At 66.5% G+C, this 19,228-nt stretch carries 17 protein-coding genes and 1 pseudogene; 13 read left to right on the top strand and 5 right to left on the bottom strand.

Features of this window, described 5'->3' with window-relative positions; all coding sequences use genetic code 11:
* The first annotated feature begins 293 nt into the window (after window positions 1-293).
* The 7 genes and pseudogenes from ssd to ACIP9X_RS07460 all read left to right on the top strand — a co-directional run bounded on the left by ssd (window position 294) and on the right by ACIP9X_RS07460 (window position 5,488).
* The gene (gene ssd, locus ACIP9X_RS07430) at window positions 294-1,334 is read left to right on the top strand and encodes a septum site-determining protein Ssd (protein WP_400479486.1); all 1,041 of its coding nucleotides are present in this window, start codon (window positions 294-296) and stop codon (window positions 1,332-1,334) included.
* Window positions 1,335-1,396: 62 nt separating this feature from the next.
* A complete protein-coding gene (locus tag ACIP9X_RS07435; protein WP_400479487.1) occupies window positions 1,397-2,623 on the top strand; it encodes a TadA family conjugal transfer-associated ATPase in 1,227 nt (408 codons plus the stop codon).
* Window positions 2,620-3,486, top strand: coding sequence for a hypothetical protein (locus ACIP9X_RS07440; RefSeq protein WP_400479085.1), 867 nt, complete (start codon window positions 2,620-2,622; stop codon window positions 3,484-3,486). The genes ACIP9X_RS07435 and ACIP9X_RS07440 overlap by 4 nt, the downstream gene beginning before the upstream one ends.
* Before the next feature lie 91 nt (window positions 3,487-3,577).
* The gene (locus tag ACIP9X_RS07445) at window positions 3,578-4,192 is read left to right on the top strand and encodes a type II secretion system F family protein (protein WP_400479086.1); all 615 of its coding nucleotides are present in this window, start codon (window positions 3,578-3,580) and stop codon (window positions 4,190-4,192) included.
* Between the two features lie 260 nt (window positions 4,193-4,452).
* Window positions 4,453-4,626: pseudogene (locus tag ACIP9X_RS07450) on the top strand (DUF4244 domain-containing protein); the annotation flags it as partial.
* Complete coding sequence (locus ACIP9X_RS07455) at window positions 4,623-5,120, top strand: TadE family type IV pilus minor pilin (RefSeq protein WP_400479087.1); 498 nt, start codon at window positions 4,623-4,625, stop codon at window positions 5,118-5,120. The pseudogene ACIP9X_RS07450 and the gene ACIP9X_RS07455, both read left to right, overlap by 4 nt.
* Entirely contained in the window at window positions 5,117-5,488 is a 372-nt protein-coding gene (locus ACIP9X_RS07460) for an Rv3654c family TadE-like protein (protein ID WP_400479088.1), read from the top strand. Before ACIP9X_RS07455 ends, ACIP9X_RS07460 begins: the two co-directional genes overlap by 4 nt.
* 79 nt (window positions 5,489-5,567) lie before the next feature.
* Here the strand turns inward: ACIP9X_RS07460 and ACIP9X_RS07465 are convergent, their stop codons facing one another.
* Entirely contained in the window at window positions 5,568-7,964 is a 2,397-nt protein-coding gene (locus ACIP9X_RS07465) for a DEAD/DEAH box helicase (protein ID WP_400479089.1), read from the bottom strand.
* Window positions 7,965-8,036: 72 nt separating this feature from the next.
* Window positions 8,037-8,729, bottom strand: coding sequence for a GNAT family N-acetyltransferase (locus ACIP9X_RS07470; RefSeq protein WP_400479090.1), 693 nt, complete (start codon window positions 8,727-8,729; stop codon window positions 8,037-8,039).
* Between the two features lie 200 nt (window positions 8,730-8,929).
* Here ACIP9X_RS07470 and ACIP9X_RS07475 point away from each other — a divergent pair, with 200 nt between their 5' ends.
* Complete coding sequence (locus ACIP9X_RS07475; protein WP_400479091.1) at window positions 8,930-9,823, top strand: rhodanese-related sulfurtransferase; 894 nt, start codon at window positions 8,930-8,932, stop codon at window positions 9,821-9,823.
* 51 nt (window positions 9,824-9,874) lie between these two features.
* Here the strand turns inward: ACIP9X_RS07475 and ACIP9X_RS07480 are convergent, their stop codons facing one another.
* The 3 genes from ACIP9X_RS07480 to ACIP9X_RS07490 all read right to left on the bottom strand — a co-directional run bounded on the left by ACIP9X_RS07480 (window position 9,875) and on the right by ACIP9X_RS07490 (window position 11,652).
* Window positions 9,875-10,459: a hypothetical protein gene (locus tag ACIP9X_RS07480; RefSeq protein ID WP_400479092.1), complete on the bottom strand. Its 585-nt coding sequence runs from the start codon at window positions 10,457-10,459 to the stop codon at window positions 9,875-9,877.
* A 57-nt stretch (window positions 10,460-10,516) separates the two neighbouring features.
* Entirely contained in the window at window positions 10,517-11,014 is a 498-nt protein-coding gene (locus ACIP9X_RS07485) for a hypothetical protein (RefSeq protein ID WP_400479093.1), read from the bottom strand.
* Between the two features lie 62 nt (window positions 11,015-11,076).
* Window positions 11,077-11,652 (bottom strand): hypothetical protein, encoded by a 576-nt coding sequence (locus tag ACIP9X_RS07490; protein ID WP_400479094.1) that lies wholly within the window; start codon window positions 11,650-11,652, stop codon window positions 11,077-11,079.
* A gap of 56 nt (window positions 11,653-11,708) precedes the next feature.
* Between ACIP9X_RS07490 and ACIP9X_RS07495 the strand changes: the two genes are divergently transcribed.
* From ACIP9X_RS07495 to proC, 5 genes are all read left to right on the top strand, one after another.
* Window positions 11,709-13,358: a methyltransferase gene (locus tag ACIP9X_RS07495; RefSeq protein WP_400479095.1), complete on the top strand. Its 1,650-nt coding sequence runs from the start codon at window positions 11,709-11,711 to the stop codon at window positions 13,356-13,358.
* Between the two features lie 168 nt (window positions 13,359-13,526).
* The gene (gene topA, locus ACIP9X_RS07500; RefSeq protein WP_400479096.1) at window positions 13,527-16,250 is read left to right on the top strand and encodes a type I DNA topoisomerase; all 2,724 of its coding nucleotides are present in this window, start codon (window positions 13,527-13,529) and stop codon (window positions 16,248-16,250) included.
* 72 nt (window positions 16,251-16,322) lie between these two features.
* The gene (locus tag ACIP9X_RS07505) at window positions 16,323-16,772 is read left to right on the top strand and encodes an SseB family protein (RefSeq protein WP_400479097.1); all 450 of its coding nucleotides are present in this window, start codon (window positions 16,323-16,325) and stop codon (window positions 16,770-16,772) included.
* Between the two features lie 80 nt (window positions 16,773-16,852).
* Window positions 16,853-17,842, top strand: a complete 990-nt coding sequence (locus ACIP9X_RS07510; protein ID WP_400479098.1) for a Ppx/GppA family phosphatase — start codon at window positions 16,853-16,855, stop codon at window positions 17,840-17,842.
* 462 nt (window positions 17,843-18,304) lie between these two features.
* The gene (gene proC / locus ACIP9X_RS07515) at window positions 18,305-19,138 is read left to right on the top strand and encodes a pyrroline-5-carboxylate reductase (RefSeq protein ID WP_400479099.1); all 834 of its coding nucleotides are present in this window, start codon (window positions 18,305-18,307) and stop codon (window positions 19,136-19,138) included.
* Window positions 19,139-19,228 lie beyond the last annotated feature (90 nt).

The raw sequence follows: 19,228 nt of genomic DNA on the forward strand, positions 1-19,228 counted from the left end.
AGAACACTACGCCCTTTGGGGTGCCCCCGGGCATGTGGCGTCCCGGTGACGGGGATCCCGGTGGCGGGAACCCATCCGGAGGTGGTGTGGGTGACGGGAATCGGGCTGCGGGGAGTCCGAACGGTACTGCCACAAGGTCGGGCCGGGGAGCGCGGGCAGCACCCGCCCGGGCCGGAGAGAAGGCCACCGGAGCGAGGGCCGCTGCTCGGCGGCCCGATACTTGGCGTCCCTCTTCCCGGCCATCCGTAGAGCCTGGCCCGCGGGCCTGGCTGCCGGTCGAAGACGATGAAGTGCTGCTGGTGACGCGGTTTGATTTTCTACAGGGCGAGGTTGAGCGCATCGTGGCGGCCGCCGGCGGGCTGCTCCGGGTCGTGGCCGACGTGTCGGAGGCCGCGCCCTTTTGGGATTCAGCAGCGGCGGTCCTGGTGGGAAGCGACATCCGCGAGCTGCCGCCGCGCCGGCGCGCGCCCGCTGTCTTGGTGGGCCTCAGCGGAGAAGGGGACAGTCTGTGGCATCTGGGTGCGGCGATCGGCGCCCAGCGGGTAGCTGTTCTTCCCGATGCAGCGGCTTGGCTGGCGGAGTACCTCAGCCGCTCGCGCTCGCCGGAGGCGGGAGGCGTTGTGCTAGGGGTTACCGGAGGCTGCGGCGGTGCCGGGGCCACCACTGCAGCGATCTGGATCAGCCAGGCGGCCGCGGGTCTCGGCGCGCGGGTATTGCTCGTGGATGCCGACCCCTGGGGCGGCGGGGTGGAACTTGCCCTGGCAGCCGAGGAAGCACCGGGGCTCCGCTGGCCCGATCTTGCTGACGCGAGCGGCAGCATAGACCCCGGCCAGCTTGCCGATGCCTTGCCAGTGGCCGGGGGATTCTCGTTTCTGTCCTGGCCGGGCAGCAGGGAACGGCCGGCCCCGGTTGACTCGTCCGCAGCGGGCGGAGTTCTCGATGCCGCCAGGCGGGGCTTTGAACTCGTTGTCGTTGACATCGGGCGGAATGCCGAACCCCTGCGCACCTTCGCCTGGGACTGCGACCGGCTGCTCATCGTTGTTCCGGCCCAGCTGAAGGCAGCCGTCGCGTCGGCCCGCCTGCTTCAGGAGCTGCCGCCTGTCGACGCCGCCCTGGTCATCCGGGGCAAGGCAGGAGCCGCCCTGGACGGGACGCTGATCGCTGAGTCGGTCGGTTTGCCGCTGCACGCCATCATGCCGGAAATACGGGGTACAGCAGGGGCTGCTGAACTCGGCCGTCTGCTGGAGCACGGCAGGCGCAGGAGTGTGCGGCGCTTTGCAGCGGCCGTGCTGGAGCTGCTCGACGGCGAACTGCTGTCCTTGGAGGCGCAGTGAACCCGCCTTCCAGCTCCTCCGCTCCAGGTTCCCCCTTTGGCCAGGGGCAGGCAGCGCCGAGGCTGGCTTCCCCTGAAGGCGGCGGCAGGCGGCGCGCGGTAAGGGGGTTGGATGCAGGATTGCTCGAGACGGTCCGGGAATCGGTCATGGCGGAGGCCGGACCGGTGACGCCATCGCGGGTGGCAGCGGCCGTACAGGCGACAGGCAAACTGCTCGGCACCGCCGGCTCGCTCGCCGCTGTCGAGCGCATCAGTGCGGAACTGAACGGACTCGGGCCGCTGCAGCAGCTTGTGAGGGACCCGTCGGTCACGGACATCTTCGTCAACGCCCCCGATTCCGTGTGGCTTGACCGCGGACGGGGGATCGAACGCGCCCCGGTGTACTTCGCCGGAGAACCGCAGCTCCGGGCCCTCGCCTCCAGGCTTGTGGCAGCCGGAGGCCGGCGCCTCGATGACGGCTCGCCCTGCGTCGACGTGCGGCTCGACGGCGGCTACAGGGTCCACGCCGTACTGCCGCCCATATCAACTGCCGGCACTCTCCTCAGCATCCGCATCCGCCGGGAGCAGGTCTTCTCCATGGAAGAACTCAGGCGCGGCGGGATGTTCGGGCCTCTGGTCCAGACAGTGCTGGAACGTGTGGTGCAAGAACGGCTGAGTTTCCTGATCAGCGGGGCCACCGGGTCGGGAAAAACCACCCTGCTGTCCACCCTGCTTGGTCTGTGCCATCCGGGGGAACGGCTGGTCCTCATCGAAGATGCCTCGGAGCTGAACCCCGTGCACCCGCACGTTGTCGCGCTGGAGTCGCGGCATGGCAACCTGGAAGGAGGGGGCGAAGTGGATCTGGGCGAGCTCGTGCGACAGGCCCTCAGAATGCGTCCGGACCGGCTGATCGTGGGGGAGTGCCGAGGTGCAGAAGTACGGGAACTCCTGACAGCCATGAACACCGGTCACACCGGCGGCGGCGGAACCATCCACGCCAACACTGCCAGCGCCGTCCCGGCGCGCCTTACGGCACTGGGAGCACTGGCGGGGCTGGGACAGGATGCCGTGCAGCTGCAGGTTGCCAGCGCCCTGGACGTCATCGTCCATGTCGCGCGATCACGGGTGGGGCGCCAGGTGGCCTGCATCGGGGTGCTGCAGCAGACGGCCGGAAACCTCCTGGTTGCGACGGCGCTCGAAACCGTGGGCGGGCGGCTCGCCACAGGCCCGGCCTGGGGGACCCTTGCGGCGCGGCTTGGCATTCCTCCCGGGCAGGACTTGCCCGAGGACTTTGGCGGAGAACTGGTATGAGTGCCCTTCTCGTGGCGGTCCTGGTCCCGGCTGTGTGGCTGGTCCTGCGGCCGCCTCGCGGACTGAGCCACCGGGTCCGCAAGGCCTTTGCCGGCAATGGCAGCGGCGGCGGGAAAGCCATGGGCATCAAGAATCTGCTGCCCCGCGACACTGCGTTCAAAGCAAGCTCGGGCAGCGGAATTTCCAGGAACAGCCGTCGGCATTCGTGGCCGGGACACGGACGCGTTTCCCGCTCGAAGGATGGGGTCGTGCCGCTCACCGTCGTCGTCCAGCAGCTCGCTGCCCTGCTGAAGGGCGGGCGGGCACCCTCCCGGTTGTGGGACGAACTGTGGCTGGTCTACGCGGGGTCCGGCGGGTCCGTCGAACGGAACGGAACACTCCAGGGACAGAGGCTGGATGCAGCATCGACGGCGATCCTCGCGGCTGCCCGCGGCGCGGCATTGCGGGGAGCTCCCGTGGCTGAGGCAATTCGCCTGGCCGTGCGGGCATCCGGGCTGCCGGCGGGCAGTGGGGAACCCAGGATCTGGACGGAACTCGCCGCATGCTTTGAGATCGCAGAGGCCAGCGGATGTCCGTTGGCGGATGTCCTGGCCAGGTTTGCTGCCCAGCTGGAAGTTGAGGACGATGCCGAGGCCGCCCGCCAGACTGCGCTGGCCGGTCCCAAGGCGACGGTCACGCTGCTGACATGGCTGCCACTGCTCGGACTGGGGCTCGGGATCTGCCTAGGGGTGGATCCGTTAGCGATGCTTGTCGGGACTCCGATTGGCGTCGCTGCCCTTGTAGCCGGGATTCTGCTGACGGTCGCCGGCCGTATCTGGTCCGCCAGGCTGGTGCGGTCGGCAGCCGGAGCGGCAGTAGCGTGAAACCTATTGGAAGCGCGGCATCCTTCGGGAGCGTGGCGTTCATCGGATGTCAGGCCGGGCAGTATGGCCCCGCCCCCGGGTTGGGCACCACATGACGGGGCCGATATTCTCCGCGGTGCTTCTTGGGACACTGCTGGCTATTGCTGCAGCGCTCGCCTTCTCCGGACGCTCACGCATGCGGCGACGGCTCCTGGTCAAGGTCCGGCTGTTGCTCGAGGGCGGAACTTCGCCTGCCGGCTCAGGTAAGCCGCTCCCCACGCAGCCGGAGCCAGGCCTGCGCGACCCAGCGATGATGCTCGAATTGGTCGCTGCCATGCTGGACGCCGGATCCGGGATCGGCCGGTCCCTGGAGTTGGTCGCCGCAGCTGCATCACCTGACTATCAAAGGTCCCTCCGGCCGGTGATTGCGGCGTTGGCCATCGGAGCTGACTGGGAAACATCGTGGCGGGGCTCCGAAGGCCACTCTGCCGAGATACTGGCGCTGCGTGATGCCCTCGGATTTGCCGCACTGACCGGTGCGCCGTCGTCAGCGATCCTCTACGCCCAAGCGGCCAGAATGCGGCGTGAACGGTTCCGGTCTGCTGAAAAGCGCGCCGCTTCGCTCAGCGTCAAACTCGTTGTTCCGCTGGGTCTTTGCTCCCTTCCGGCCTTCATTTGCCTGGGCGTGGTCCCGGTGCTGCTGGCACTCGTGCCCTCCGGGTCCTGAGCGCGGGCAGAGCCTGCCCCGCACTTTCCCTCCACACACCGTCACGGGCGCCGCTTTTCCACTTAGCCCAACCCGTCACTTACCGGCCGGCCCCGCCAACCGGAACAGTCGGAGTAGCCGGCAACTCGGCCGGTCATCCGGAAAGGAAAACCATGTCCCTGAATCCAAACACTTTCGGCGCGGCCCAGCATGAGTACGAGGACGACAAGGCAGAAGTGCGGGAAATTTACCCAGGTGCCCGCACCGCACCACGCGTCACGACGCGCACCAGGAGGCACCTGACAGGCTCCGAGGCGGGAATGGCCACGGCAGAATATGCCATCGCAACCCTGGCAGCGGTCGGATTCGCAGGGATTCTGGTCTTCATCCTGCGCAGCGATGAAGTCCGGGGCTTTCTGCTCAACCTGATCCGTACGGCGCTGGCCCTGCCATGACCCCCTTGCTGCAGACCCCGTCACCCGGAGCGACCAGGCGCCCCGCAGGCAGGAGCCGCACAACTGGCAGCCGCGGCGCCGTAACGGCCGAATTCGCCGTTGCACTGCCGGCAGTCCTGATGCTGCTGGCCATGCTCCTGGCCGGGTCTGCAGCAGGGATCACCCAGCTCCGGCTGGAGGAGGCGGCGCGTGCCAGCGCCAGGGCACTTGCCCGCGGCGAGGATCCCGCAATGGTTGACGGCATCGTCCGGAAACTGGCCGGCGCCTCCGCATCATCGGTAGTGGCGGCCGACGGCGAGTGGCAGCGCGTCACCGTGTCGGACCGCATGGCCGGATACCTGGGACATGTGGTGCCGTGGACGCTGACCGCTCAGGCCGAGGCCCGCACCGAATCTGCGGAGTCGGCCGACCCTCCGGCCGATCCCCAGCACACAGCCGGCACGATGACCGCGGACAGCCTGCAGACGGCGACCTACTCGAGAAGGCCGGTATGAACAGGCCATGGATTCGGGGCCCGCGGGGGAGGTCCGAACGGGGCTCCGGTACTGTCCTGGCCGCCGGACTCGGCATGGTGCTCATCCTGGTGACGTCCTTCGTGCTTCTGCTGGCGCAGTCAGCGGTGCTGGCCTCCCAGTCGGCGGCCGCGGCCGACCTCGCTGCCTTGGCCGCCGCCGACGCGCTGCGGGGCGTCTCCGCCGGCGAGCCCTGTGCTGTTGCCGCCGCCGTGGCTGCCCGTCATGATGCACGGCTGATTAGCTGCCGGGAGGGAGGTGACCAGTCAGTTCAAGTCCGCACCCAGTCAACCGCCCGCTCGGTGCTGGGACCAGCCACGGGGCGAGCCAGGGCAGGGCCGCCTCCATAGCGGCGGCGCGTCGGCAGGCTGGGAGGCGGGCGGGCACTGCGCTGAACGTCAGAACGGCGTCCCCAACGGACTGGTCAAGCTAGCCGACGCCGGGCACGACGGCGCTCGCCGCATACTCGTGGTGCGCGGCGGCAGCGTCCTTCGCATCCTTTAGCAGAACGTCGATCAGGGTGACGGCCGCATCCTTGTCCAAGGGATTGTTTTTATTGCCGCATTTAGGCGACTGCACGCAGGAAGGGCACCCGGTCTCGCACTCGCACGCCTCAATGGCATCCCGCGTGGCCGCCAGCCACACCTTGGCCTTTTCAAAACCCCGCTCGGCAAAGCCTGCTCCGCCCGGATGCCCGTCATACACGAAGATGGTGGGCACCCCGGTGTCGGCGTGAAGCGCTGTCGAAACGCCGCCGATGTCCCAGCGGTCACTGGACGCCACTAGGGGAAGGAGCCCGATCGCTGCATGTTCTGCAGCGTGAAGGGCGCCCGGGAACTGCGCCTCGATCAGCCCGGCGCCGGTAAGGGAGCGGTTGTCCACCACGAACCACACCGCTTTCGTGAACAGGTCCCTCGCCCCAAGGTCCAGGGGCTCCTCGCCCAGCACTTCGTTCGAAATGAGCGCCTTGCGCTGAAAGGAAACCACTTGGGTTGTCACCTTAACGTCGCCGAAGTGAACGGCAACATCACCCCACTGCACAGTACGTTCGGTCTCCAGCACCTCGATCTGCGTAACGTCCCGGGCTGTCGTGTAGTAGTCCGGGTTCGCGCGGCGCACCACGACGCAGTGCTCGTCCTCGTTCAGCTCCTCCACCACATAGCTGTCGCCCTGATGGACGTACACCGCACCGGTATGTGCCTGATAGTGGGTCTGGGGGGAGTCCATGGTCCCGAGGAGCGAGCCCGTGTCGGCGTCCACTATGCTCACCGGCCCGCCGCCGTCGGCCCGGAGATTCACCATGGCGGCCGCGCTTTGGGGGTGGGTCCAGAACCAGCCGGCCGGCCGGCGCCTCAGGTATCCGCGCTCGACGAGTTGGCCGAGCAGTTTCTCGGACGTGCGCCCAAACAACGGCAGCTCGGCAACGCCCAAGGGAAGTTCGGCCGCGGCGGCGCACAGATGCGGCCCGAGAACATATGGATTCGAAGGGTCAAAGACGGTTGCCTCCACCGAGACGTCGAAGATCGCCTCGGGATGATTCACCAGGTAGGTGTCCAGCGGGTCATCGCTGGCCACGAACGCGGCGATGGCCTCCTGCCCGGACCGGCCGGCCCTGCCGATCTGCTGGAACAGGGAGGCCCTGGTCCCGGGCCACCCGGCAACCAGCACGGCGTCCAGCCCTGAGATGTCAATGCCCAGCTCCAGCGCCGAGGTGCTCGAGATGCCCAGCAGCTGGCCGGAACGGAGGGCCTTTTCCAGCGCGCGACGTTCTTCGGGCAGGTACCCCGACCGGTAGGCGGCAACCCGCTGGGGCAGGCTTGGATCAACCTCATCGAGCAGCCGCTTGGTGATGGAGGAAATGGTTTCCGCGCCCCGCCTTGACTTGATGAAGGCGATGGTGCGGATCTGTGACGAGACGAGGTTGGCCAGCAGATCAGCGGTTTCGGCAACCGCAGTCCGCCGTTCCTTCGCGCCGTTCTCGCCGCGTACCTCCGTCAGGGCCGGCTCCCAGAAAGCGACCGTGGTGGAGCCGTGGGGTGAGGAATCCTCCGCGACGGCCTGCACTGGTGCGCCGATGAGCCTTCCGAAGGACTCCTCCGGTTCCGATGCCGTGGCGGACGCAGCGATGAACACCGGACCCGGCGAGCTGCCTGCCGTGTAATAGGCACAGATGCGCCGAAGCCGGCGCATCAGGTTGGCCACATGCGAGCCGAAGACACCGCGGTAGGTGTGCGCCTCATCAACGATCACGTACTTCAGGCGGCGGAAGAAGCCGGCCCACCAGGCATGGTTCGGCAGGATTCCAAAGTGCAGCATGTCGGGGTTCGCCAGGATGACGTTGGCGTGGTCCCGGATCCAGCGCCGCGAGGCCTGGTCGGTGTCGCCGTCGTAGGTTTCTGCCCGGACGGTGGGCAACTTGAGCGAGCGGATGGCCGCCAGCTGGTCCGCTGCCAGCGCTTTTGTCGGTGCGAGATACAAGGCGACCGCGCCGCCGTCGTGAATTCTTCCTGGCTCGGAGAGCACGCGCAGTTCGGAGCGGTGGACGGCGTCCAGCGCGGGCAGCTGGTACGCCAGCGATTTTCCGGAGGCCGTGCCGGTGGCGACTACCACGTGCCCGCCGGCGTGGGCTATGTCGGCCGCCTGAACCTGATGCCGGTAGGGCTGCTGTATTCCCAGGTTGCCGTAGGCAGCCACAAGGTCAGGGTGGACCCACTCCGGCCAGGATTCATGCACTGCCCGGCGCGCCGGGATGGTCCGCACATGCCGCAGCTGCTCCGGATCGGGGCCGCGGCCCAATAGGGGTATCAGCGAGTCATGGGGGTTCACCCCAGTATTGTTTCACCTGCCCGGAAATCGGCCGACATCCGAGCCAGATGGAACCCGGTCAGACTGAAGTCATCAGGCGACCGAGAGGTCCGAGCCTTCATTCGAGGCGGAGAGCATCAGGACATGGCAGACCGAGGTCCAGCCCAGATGTGAATAGAGCTTTTGCCCGTCGAGCGACGCCAGCAAGAGGCCGTCCTCCACGTCGTGCTCAAACGCCTGGGCTGCCAGGGCCTTCATGATGAAGCTGCCCAGCCCGCGCCGCTGGAAGTCCGGTTCGGTCACGATCTTGTCGAACACCGCAGTGCCGTTGATGACCAGCACCTGCCCGCTGGCGGCGAGGGTGTCCCCGGAACGGACGACGGCATGGTGCACGCCGTTGGACTCGGACGTCTCCAGCGACAGTTCATCGTCGGAAAGCCACGGGTCCTCGGCGTCCTGGGTTTCCATGTCCGCCACCATCATGCTTTGGGACGCGGAGGTGACGTTGAGGCCGTGCAGCTGCGCCAAAGCCATGTAACGCTCGACGTCATTGGTCAGGATGGTCAGCACCCGGGCGGGTGCTTCGGCAGTCTTGGCTGCCAGGTCCCCAAACTCTGAGTCAGAGGGATCGGAAGCAAAGTACTCCCATTCCCCTGTCGTGTCGGCCCGGAGGGCGGCAGGAAAGCGTCCCTCAGTGCGCGTCTCGTAGCCCCGGCAGCCGGCCCAGCCGGCTACCCAGACTTCCAGCAGATGAGTGATGTCTCCAACCATGGCTTCTGGCGTCATGTGATGAGAGTATTCCAGCGCTGTCACAAGCAACAGGGCTTTGGCCCTTGCTTATGCAATTGTGATGGGAGGGCAGGCGGCAACTCCGCGCCCCTCCGTCCCCGGCCCCCGTCCACCGACCCCGCATCCTCGTGCCGGCGGTTTGTGCAGACCCAGTACCCTGTGCCGGCGGTTTGTGCAGACCCAGTACCCTTAAAAGCGTGGCTTTGAACCGAATCGTGCTTTTTTACGGCTTTACCCCCATCGCCGACCCCGACGCCGTCATGCTCTGGCAGCGTGCCCTCTGCGAGAAGCTCGGGCTGACCGGGCGCATCCTCATTTCCAAAGACGGCATCAACGCCACCGTGGGCGGGGAAATCAAAGCGGTCAAGCAGTATGTCAAGACCACACGGGAATACCGGGGATTCCGCGGTATCGATGTGAAATGGTCGGACGGCGGAGCGGACGACTTCCCCCGGTTGAGCGTCAAGGTCCGGGACGAGATCGTATCCTTCGGAGCTCCGGGGGAGCTGAAGGTTGACGAAAACGGCGTCGTGGGCGGCGGAAAGCACCTGAAGCCCGAGGAACTCCACGAACTCGTTGATGCCAAGAAGGAAACCGGTCAGGAGGTCGTTTTCTTCGACGGCCGGAACGCCTTCGAAGCGCAGATCGGCAAGTTCAAGGACGCAGTAGTTCCGGACGTTGCCACCACCCATGACTTCATCAAGGAGCTGGAGTCGGGCAAGTACGACGCCCTCAAGGACAAGCCCGTGGTCACCTACTGCACCGGCGGGATCCGCTGTGAGGTGCTGTCCAGCCTCATGGTGAACCGCGGTTTCAAAGAGGTGTACCAGCTGGACGGCGGCATCGTGCGCTATGGGGAAACGTTCAAGGACCAGGGGCTCTGGGAAGGATCGCTCTACGTCTTCGACAAGCGCATGCACCTGGAGTTCAGCGAGGACGCGAAGACCATCGGCGAATGTGTCCGCTGCGAATCACCCACGAGCAAGTTCGAAAACTGCTCCAACCCGAGTTGCCGCACCCTGACCCTGTACTGCGCCGAATGCGCAGCCAGCCCGGAGACCCTGCGCTGCCCCGAGGGCTGCGCAGCCTGACCCCAGGGTACGCTGCCGGACTGGTGCTTCGGCAGCCGGTTACAGCAGCCGTCAGATGCGGCTGACGCGCAGCGCGAAGTTGGCGTCACTTCTCGCTTCCACCGTTATCCGCAGGACCGAGTCCTTTGCCACGTGCACGACATTCACCCGGGATGTGCTGCAGCGCAGGCTCAGGTCGACCAGCGCGAATTCGGCGTCGCGCACCGTGAACGAGACTCTCCGCTCACTGCGGCAGGCGAGCGTCAGAGCGTAGGTGCCGCTGGGCAGCTGTCCGGTGGACATGTCCTCTTCCTCGTCCTCCTCAACAGTGCCGTGGTCCGTGTAGAACACCTGGCCCTCGGCGTCAGGCAGCACCTCGCGCGCCCATGCGTCCAGCTCAGCCCCTGACACCGGGCGATTTAGCCGTGTATCCCGCGGCAGCGCCGCATCAGTGACTGGGGCTGCCGTATCGAGGGGAAGGGCGCCGCGCCCGTCGTCGTAGCTGTATTCGCAGCCGCTCAGGGCAGTGCCGGAAACCAGCACAAGGAGAAGTACGACGGCGGCTGCCGGGCTCCGCGCTGGCCGCAGCCGCGGCGTGCGCCTAGAGAAGTTCCCCCCGGAGAAGCAATGCACGGAGACCATCCGCACAGAACGCATACACCGACTTTAAGCCCGCGGAACGTGTGGAGCCAGAGCTAATTCTAAGGTGGCCTGCTACTTCGCCGGCACCAGCTGATACGCATAAATGAGTGGAGCGTCCACGCTCGAGGCGCTGATTTCCACAGCCCCGGCTTGGGGCACAGTGAGCTTGGTGATTTCGCGGCTGCCGTTGCAGGCGGCCCCGGCATCGGCGATGGGTTTCCCGTCGACGGACACGGCGAAGAACGCCTTGCCCCCGCCCTCGCAGGTGACTGTTAATACGTAGCGGCCGGCAGGAACGGTGACTGCATCCTGAATGATCCTGTCCCGGTTGAGGATTTTGCCGGCGTCCTCAAGAACCGAACCGGGGGCGGAAGGCAGCGCCGTGGCTTTCCACGCCGGAACGTCGGCGTTTTCAATGGACACCATCGGCGAACAGCCCGCCAGTACAAGCAAGAGGGCGCCCGTCCCCGCCGCGGTCTTCAGAAAACGGAGCACCGCGGGGACACGCGACGCCGCGGGAACACGGACCACCGCGGCGACACGGAGCATCACGGGAGAACGTTCAGCCATGGTTCCAACTTACCCGCTGCGGGTTCACCTGCTGCCCGCATGCCTGGCCGGCGGCTGCCTGCTCATCCGCTGCGCCGGGCCGCCGCAAAAGAGACAAGTCTGTCTGCCTCTTCCAGGGCCTTCGCCATCTCCGGAGAGCCGGCGAACACCCTCTCGCCACGGGATTTCAAATCAACGGGGATAAGGTCGGCGCGGGCGGACGGGACCTGCCTCGCTCCGCCGGGCCTCGGTTCGTCGCGCACTGGCCCGCCGTGTCCCGGTTGGCCGGGCAGTCTCCGCCGCTCTGCGCTCTCCTCCGACAGTGTGAGTGCATCGATTTTGGCCCCGCCGATTTTGTCGAGCATCTCGTAGTCCTCTGCGGTGCAGAGGTCGCTCCCGGCCAGGTGCTTGAGTGCAATCAGGCCCACGACGGCACGGCTGAAATCGGGATCCATCGCCAGGCCGATGGCCCACTGTGTGCGCTGCCACCACTGGTCACGGCGGTCTGCTTCGCGGCGTTGGGCCAGGGTCCGCCAGGCAATCCAGCCGGCGATCACAGCCGCCAGCAGGGCGCTGAGGGGCGCGAAGGCCGCGACGTACTGCAGCCACTCCGGGCCGGCGCCTGCCTGAGTTACCGCCGTTGTTTGGGTGCCGAGCATGGCCCAACTCTAGCCCTCCCCTCGGACAATCAGATCCGGCAAATAGACTGGGCACCGTGACCCAATCGACGCTCTTCACTGCCGGCAACACTCCCGACGCGCCCCGCAGCGACCTTCCGGACCTCCTGCACGCCCTGGGCGCTGACCTGCGGCAGGTGGGCTACACCGTGGACGGCGTTGCCGAGCTGCTGGGACCGTCGGCGTACGCGGCATTGGACAGGGACCAGCTCATCCCCGCGCTGATAGTTACTGAAAGCGCCGCCCAAGGTGAGGCGCCCGCAGCGGCGCTTGCCGCCGTCGTGCGTTTCTGGCTGCTGGCTGTCCCGCAGGATCCGGCAGCGCTCGACGACGCCCTGCCGCGGACGCGTGCGGAAGGCCTGGTGGCCCTTGGACTGGCGGAGGCCGCGGAAGCTGGGGAGGCTAAGGTAAGGGCTGCGGCGGATCTGCGGCCGTACGCATGGAAGGACGCCGCAGGGGAAGGTGCCACCGGCAGCGGGGGCGCGGAATTGTGGGTGGCCAGTGATCTCGCGGCCCACCAGCGTCCCGGGGTCCTCCGGCGGGACCACGTCCTGGGGATCGGGCAGGCCTCCACCACGCTGGTGCAGACCACGGTCCGGCGCCCTGCCAAAAAGGCCCTGGACCTGGGGACGGGTTGCGGCATCCAGACCTTCCACCTGCTGCACCACAGCGAGCACGTCACAGCCACTGACATTTCCGAGCGGGCGCTGGCCTTCACACGCTTCAACATCCTGCTCAACGCCGAGGCGCTCCGTGTGGACCCTGCGCGGCCCGAGGACCGCCTGGCCCTCAGGCTCGGTTCCCTGCTGGAGCCCGTTGCCGGGGAGGAATTCGACCTCGTGGTGTCCAACCCGCCCTTCGTCATCACCCCGCGCATCGCCGGAGAGGCGGCCGGGGACCAGTTCACCTACCGCGACGGCGGCCTGCCCGGCGATGACATCGTGTCCGCTCTTGTTCAGTCCCTGCCACAGGTGCTGTCTCCCGGCGGCACCGCCCAGATGCTGGGCAACTGGGAAATCACCGCGGGGCAGTCGTGGGAGGAGCGGCCGCAAAGCTGGGCCGGTGAGGACACCGATGTCTGGTTCATCCAGCGTGAGCAGGTCGGGCCGGAGCAGTACGCCGAAACATGGCTCCAGGATGCCTCGGAGAGCAGGGACCGGCGGCATTACCAGGAGGCCTACTCCGCCTACCTTGACGATTTCGCCTCAAGGAACGTGGAGGGGATCGGGTTCGGGATGATCTGGCTGCGTCGCCCGGACGCCGGTACCCGCCGGGTCTACAGGTTCGAGGAGATCACGTACCCGATCGAGCAGCCGGTGGGCCCGCATCTGGGCGCCGCCGTCCAACGGGCAGACTGGCTTGCCGCGAACGACCTGTCCGCGGCGCACCTCCTCGTGGCCGACGACGTGACGGAAGAACGCCACCAGCGGCCCGGGGCGGAACATCCCGGCGTCATCCTGCTGCGCCAGGGCGCCGGCCTTCGCCGCACCAACCTGTTGAGCACGGAACTGGCCGGGTTCGTCTCAGCGTGCGACGGCGACCTCTCGGCCGGGCAGATCATCGGCGCCCTGGAGTCCCTTCTGGGAGGTTACGAGGATTTCGACGGCGTTGCCTTCCGCAGCGCGCTGCTCACCGAAGTTGCCAATCTGGTCCGGGACGGGTTCCTGCTCCCGGCCGCCCAGGACTAGGGGATCCGGGCACCGCGGAACGACGCTGCGAGCGGCCCCTGAGCACGATCTCCGGCCAGTGACGACGGCCACGTGTTTTCCACATGACTGCGCAAGATTCTTCAAAATATGGTGAACTAGGCCAATATGGGCTCATCTGCCCGAGCAACCTTTTTCTGTAGGAGCACTGTGCCAAGCAAGGCCAAAACCGGCAAGAAACTCGTGATTGTGGAGTCTCCGGCCAAGAGCAAGACCATCGCCAAGTACCTGGGCGAGGGCTTCATTGTCGAGGCCTCCATTGGTCACATCCGCGACCTGCCGCAGCCTTCAGAACTCCCGGCGGAACTGAAGAAGACCTCGGTGGGCAAGTTCGCCGTCGATGTGGAAAACGACTTCAAGCCGTACTACGTCGTGTCTCCGGACAAGAAGAAAAAGGTCGCCGAACTCAAGGCCCAGCTCAAGGACGCCGACGCCCTCTATCTCGCAACCGATGGGGACCGCGAGGGCGAGGCCATCGCGTGGCACCTCCTGGAGGTCCTCAAGCCGAAGGTCCCCGTGTACCGGATGACCTTCGGTGAAATCACCAAGGAAGCCATCCACCGCGCCATGGACAACCTGCGCGACGTTGACGCCGCTCTCGTCGATGCCCAGGAGACGCGCCGCATCCTCGACCGTCTGTACGGCTACGAAATTTCGCCGGTGCTGTGGCGCAAGGTGGCCCGCGGGCTCTCCGCAGGACGCGTGCAGTCCGTGGTCACGCGCATGGTGGTGGACCGCGAACGCGAGCGCATGGCGTTCAAGGCGGCTTCCTACTGGGACCTGACCGGCCAGTTCGGTGCCGAGGCCGGCTCCTTCAAAGCCAAGCTCGCCGCAGTGGACAATGCCAAGGTGGCCAGCGGCCGGGACTTTAACGACGACGGCGTGCTTACCGCACGCAACGCCGTCCACCTTAATGAGGAACTCGCCACCTCGTTGGCAGCCGGGCTGGAAGGCGCGGACTTCCGCGTCCGGTCCGTTGACACCAAGCCGTACACGCGCCGTCCGGCAGCTCCATTCACCACGTCGACGCTGCAGCAGGAGGCCGGGCGCAAGCTCCGCTTCTCGTCCAAGAGCACCATGCAGATCGCCCAGCGCCTGTATGAAAACGGCTACATCACTTACATGCGTACGGACTCCTCGGCGCTGAGCGACGAGGCCGTCACGGCGGCGCGCCGCCAGGCTTCAGAGCTGTACGGCCCCGAATACGTTCCGCAGTCCCCGCGGGTCTACTCGAACAAGGCAGCGAACGCACAGGAAGCCCACGAGGCCATCCGCCCCGCCGGCGACTCCTTCCGGACGCCGGCCCAGGTCGCCTCGCAGCTCAGCGGCGACGAATTCAGGCTCTATGAACTGATCTGGAAGCGCACCGTCGCCTCCCAGATGGGAGATGCCAAGGGCTCCACCGCCACCATCCGCCTCGGGGCGGTGGCTGCTGATGGCCGAGACGCAGAATTCTCGGCCTCCGGCACCGTCATCACCTTCCCCGGCTTCCTCGCAGCCTACGAGGAGGGCAAGGACGAAACCCGCGGCGACGAGGACTCCGACGAAGCACGGCGCCTGCCGAACGTGGCCAAGGGCGACTCGCTGTCCGCCTCCGACATCGTGGCCGTGGGCCACGAGACGTCGCCGCCGCCGCGCTACACGGAAGCCTCCCTCACCGCCGAGCTGGAAAAGAAGGGCATCGGACGCCCGTCCACCTACGCCTCCACGATTTCCACCATTCAGGACCGCGGATACGTACGGAAGCAGGGCTCGGCGCTGGTGCCCAGCTGGATCGCCTTCTCGGTGGTTCGGCTGCTGGAGCAGCACTTCCATGACTACGTAGACTACGAGTTCACGGCCGACATGGAAGGCGACCTCGACAAGATCGCCAACGGCCAGGCCGTGGGCGCCACATGGCTCAAGCACTTCTACTACGGCGAAGACGCCGACCCGGGCCTGCTCAGCATCGTGAACAACCTCGGCGAGATCGACGCGCGGGAGATCAACTCCGTGCCCATCGCCGATGGCATCACCCTGCGCGTGGGCAAGTTCGGGCCGTACCTCGAGAGCTCCGTCCCCACCGTGGATCCGAAGACCGGCGAAGTGGTGGAGGCCGCCCGCGCGAACGTGCCCGAGGATCTCGCCCCGGATGAACTCACCGCCGAGAAGGCCGTGGAGCTGATGGAAACCGCCGCCCCCGAGGAACGGGTGCTCGGCGCGGACCCCCACACCGGACACACCGTCGTGGCCAAGAACGGCCGCTACGGGGCCTACGTCACCGAGATCATCCCGGAGATGACCGAGGAACAGCTCGCCAGCCTGCCTGTGGAGTACTACAAGAACGGCAAGCCGAAGCCGCCGAAGAAGCCCGTCAAGGCCAAGCCGCGCACCGGATCGCTGTTCAAGTCCATGTCCGTGGAGACCATCACCCTCGACGAGGCGCTGCAGCTCATGAGCCTCCCGCGCGTGCTCGGCGAGGACGCTGAGGGCAACGTCATCACCGTCCAGAACGGCCGCTTCGGCCCGTATCTGAAGAAGGGGACGGACTCGCGGTCCATCGGCTCGGAAGAGGAAATCTTCACGATCACGCTGGAGCAGGCCCTGGAGATTTACTCGCAGCCGAAGCAGCGCGGCGCCCGCGCGGCCGTGCCCCCGCTGGCAGAGTTCGGACCGGACCCCGTGTCCGAGAAGAACATCGTGGTGAAGGAAGGCCGCTTCGGTCCCTACATCACTGACGGCGTCACCAACATCACCGTGCCGCGAAGCACCTCGCTGGAGGAACTGACGCGGGAACGCGCCGTCGAACTTCTGGCCGAGAAGCGCGCCAAGGGACCGGTCAAGCGGACCACCACCCGCAAGGCGCCGGCCAAGAAGGCAGCGGCCAAGAAGTAGGGGTGACGCCGATGGTGGCGATGGAAAGGAAACGGAATTGCGCCGTGCCTTGCAACGTGGTCGAGTAGGTACATGACTGAACAGACCGGACCCGCAGAGACCACGCCGCTGAACGACCTCGAAGAGAAGCTGGCTCAGGGGGGTCAGCCGGACGCCGACCCGGTGGACGTCATCCTGTCGTTCCTCAACAACGAGGTCTACATCATCAGCGCCGATGCCTTGGAAGGCGAGGATTCCCAGGTTGAGCCGCTGGTGCTCGGAAACGAAGAGGGGCAGCCAGTCCTGGCCGTCTTCTCACATCCCAGCCGTGTCGACCCGGAGTACCTAGAGGCCGCTCCGAACGTGCTTGGGACGCAGGGGGCGGCCATTATCGCCAACATCGGCGACGAGCTCGGCATGGTCATCAACCCCGGGGCAGCCTACGGGTTCGAAATCAACCCCGAGGGTATCGCCAACATCAGGCGCGACTTCAAGCGCGCAGATGACATTGACGCCAATCCGGCCGGCATCGAAGGCGAATAGCGGCCTCACGGCGATCCTGATCCGCGAAATGTGCCGGGACGGATTGCTTCCGCCGCCGCTCCTCGGGGAATAATGGCAGGATGCGGCTAGGCGTCCTCGATATCGGGTCCAACACTGTCCACCTTCTGCTCGTGGACGCCCACCCCGGTGCGCGTCCTGTGCCTTTCGCCTCGCACAAGCGGCCGTTGTCGCTTGTGCAGTATCTCGACGGCGACGGCAACATCACCGATGCCGGCCAGCATGAGCTGACCGAGTTCGTCCTTGAGGCATGGGAGTTCGCCGCGAGGCACAAAGCGGAGGACCTCCTCGCCTTCTGTACCTCCGCCATCCGCGAGGCCACCAACGGTCCGGCCGTGCTCGCCCGGGTGAAGCACGAAACCACAGTGACGCTTCAGGAGCTGACGGGCAGCGAGGAAGCGTCCATGACGTTCTTCGCGGTCCGCCGCTGGTACGGCTGGGGTGCCGGCCCCATCCTGAATCTGGACATCGGCGGCGGTTCGTTCGAGATGGCCACAGGCCAGGACGAGCTCCCGGAACTCGCTACCTCCGTTCCACTCGGCGCCAGCCGCCTCACACGCGACTGGCTGCAGGAAGACCCTCCCTCCGCCAAAAGTGTGAAGGAGCTCCGGAGCTATATCAGGGACACACTTAAGCCCGTGGTCCGGAGCTTCGACGCCATCGGAAGGGCGAACGTCGTTGCCGGAACGTCCAAGACCTTCCGGTCGCTGGCCCGGATCGGGGGTGCGGCCCCCAGCGGGGCCGGCCCGTACGTCAAAAGGGAACTGCACGCTGCGGACCTCGGAATTTGGGCGCAGCGCCTGACAGCCATGAAGAGCGAGGACCGCCTGCATCTCCCCGGTGTGTCTGAAGCCCGGGCCAACCAGCTCCTCGCGGGCGCACTGGTGGCAGAGGCGGCCCTGGAACTGTTCGCCTTCAAGAAAATCAAGATCTGTCCCTGGGCCCTGCGCGAGGGCCTCATCCTGCGCCGCCTCGATCAGCTCATCTTTGACGGGCCCTTGGAGCCCGCCCCGCACATCGGGATCCAGACGCAGCCGTTGACGGCAGGCTGAGGCCGCACGTTAAAGAGTGAAGCGCCGGTCGGTCTTGCAGAAGGAGTTGGGGGAACACTCCTGCAACCGGCCGGCGCCGCGCCGGTCCCGCAGGACCAGCTCCATCACTCGCACCTTGTGAGGCACTAAGAACACTAGCCACCGAGTATGGGTGTTTCGCGGGTTTTTCCTGAATGCAAGCTGGGAATTGCTCCGGCGCGGAATCGCCAGTAGTGGCTTGAAAAAAGAAAAGGCACCGGCGGGCCGCCGCAGGAAAATGGGTGAACCTGCTGCAGCCCGCCGGTGCCTGGCAAACATCCCCATGCTCGCCTGTCACTCGCACCCTCAATGAGGTAGTTCCCACGCTATGGCCCTAAAGTGGGCGTAACCTCGGACAATCCTGTGAGCTGGCTGTGAGCCTGCTTTGGTTCAAAGGTGCTCGCGGGGCCTGCATGCCGGCCCGGGAACTGCAATGATGGAGCAATGACCAACCGAATCGCATTCCTTGGCTGTGGATCAATGAACGAGGCTATCCTGAGCGGCCTCCTGGACGCCGGCACTGACCCCATGGACGTGGTGGCAACGGTGCGCCGGGCCGAGCGCGCTGCCGAACTGGCAGAGCGCCATCATGGCATAACAGCCATCGCAGGTGCGGAGGAGCCCGACAACAACAAGCAGGCCGCAAAAGGTTCCAACGTGGTCATCCTGGGAGTGAAGCCCATAGGGATCACCGAGCTGGCGCGCGAAATCAGCGGTTCGATTGCCCCTGACACCATCGTTATCAGCGTGGCTGCAGCCGTCTCCATTGCCCAGCTGGAAGCCGCCCTGCCGGAGGGCCAGCCGGTGATCCGGACCATGCCCAACACGCCCTCCAAGCTGGGCCGCGGCGTCGTCTCCGTGTCCGGAGGCACCCACTGCTCGCCCGAGCAGCTCCAGCGGGCGAAGGACATTCTTTCTGCGGTGGGGACCGTCGTCGAAATTCCCGAAGAGCAGATCGATGCCCTCGGTGCCATCAGCGGCTCCGGTCCCGCGTACGCGTTTTATCTTGCCGAGGCAATGGCCGCTGCCGGCGTCGAACTGGGTCTCGACGAGGAACTTGCCCTGCTGCTGGCACGCGAGACGGTGGCGGGAGCCGGTCTCATGCTGGCGGAGCCCGGAGCCGATCCGGGAGCCCTGCGCAAGGCCGTGACCAGCCCCAACGGCACCACCGAACGCGCGATCGCAACCTTCGATGAGCGCGGCATGCCGGCGATCATCGCTGCGGGAGCCCGCGCCGCCGCCGATCGGGCAGCAGAGATGACCAAGCAGCTCGGCTAATCCCCACCCGCCCCCTAACCTCGCAAGCTCGGTCAGGGAACCCTGCGGGCGTGGGCCCACCGCCCCCGGACGGGTGTGGGCCCACCGCCT

Origin of the sequence: Arthrobacter sp. NPDC093125, assembly GCF_044754225.1 — a bacterium.
GTDB lineage: Bacteria > Actinomycetota > Actinomycetes > Actinomycetales > Micrococcaceae > Arthrobacter.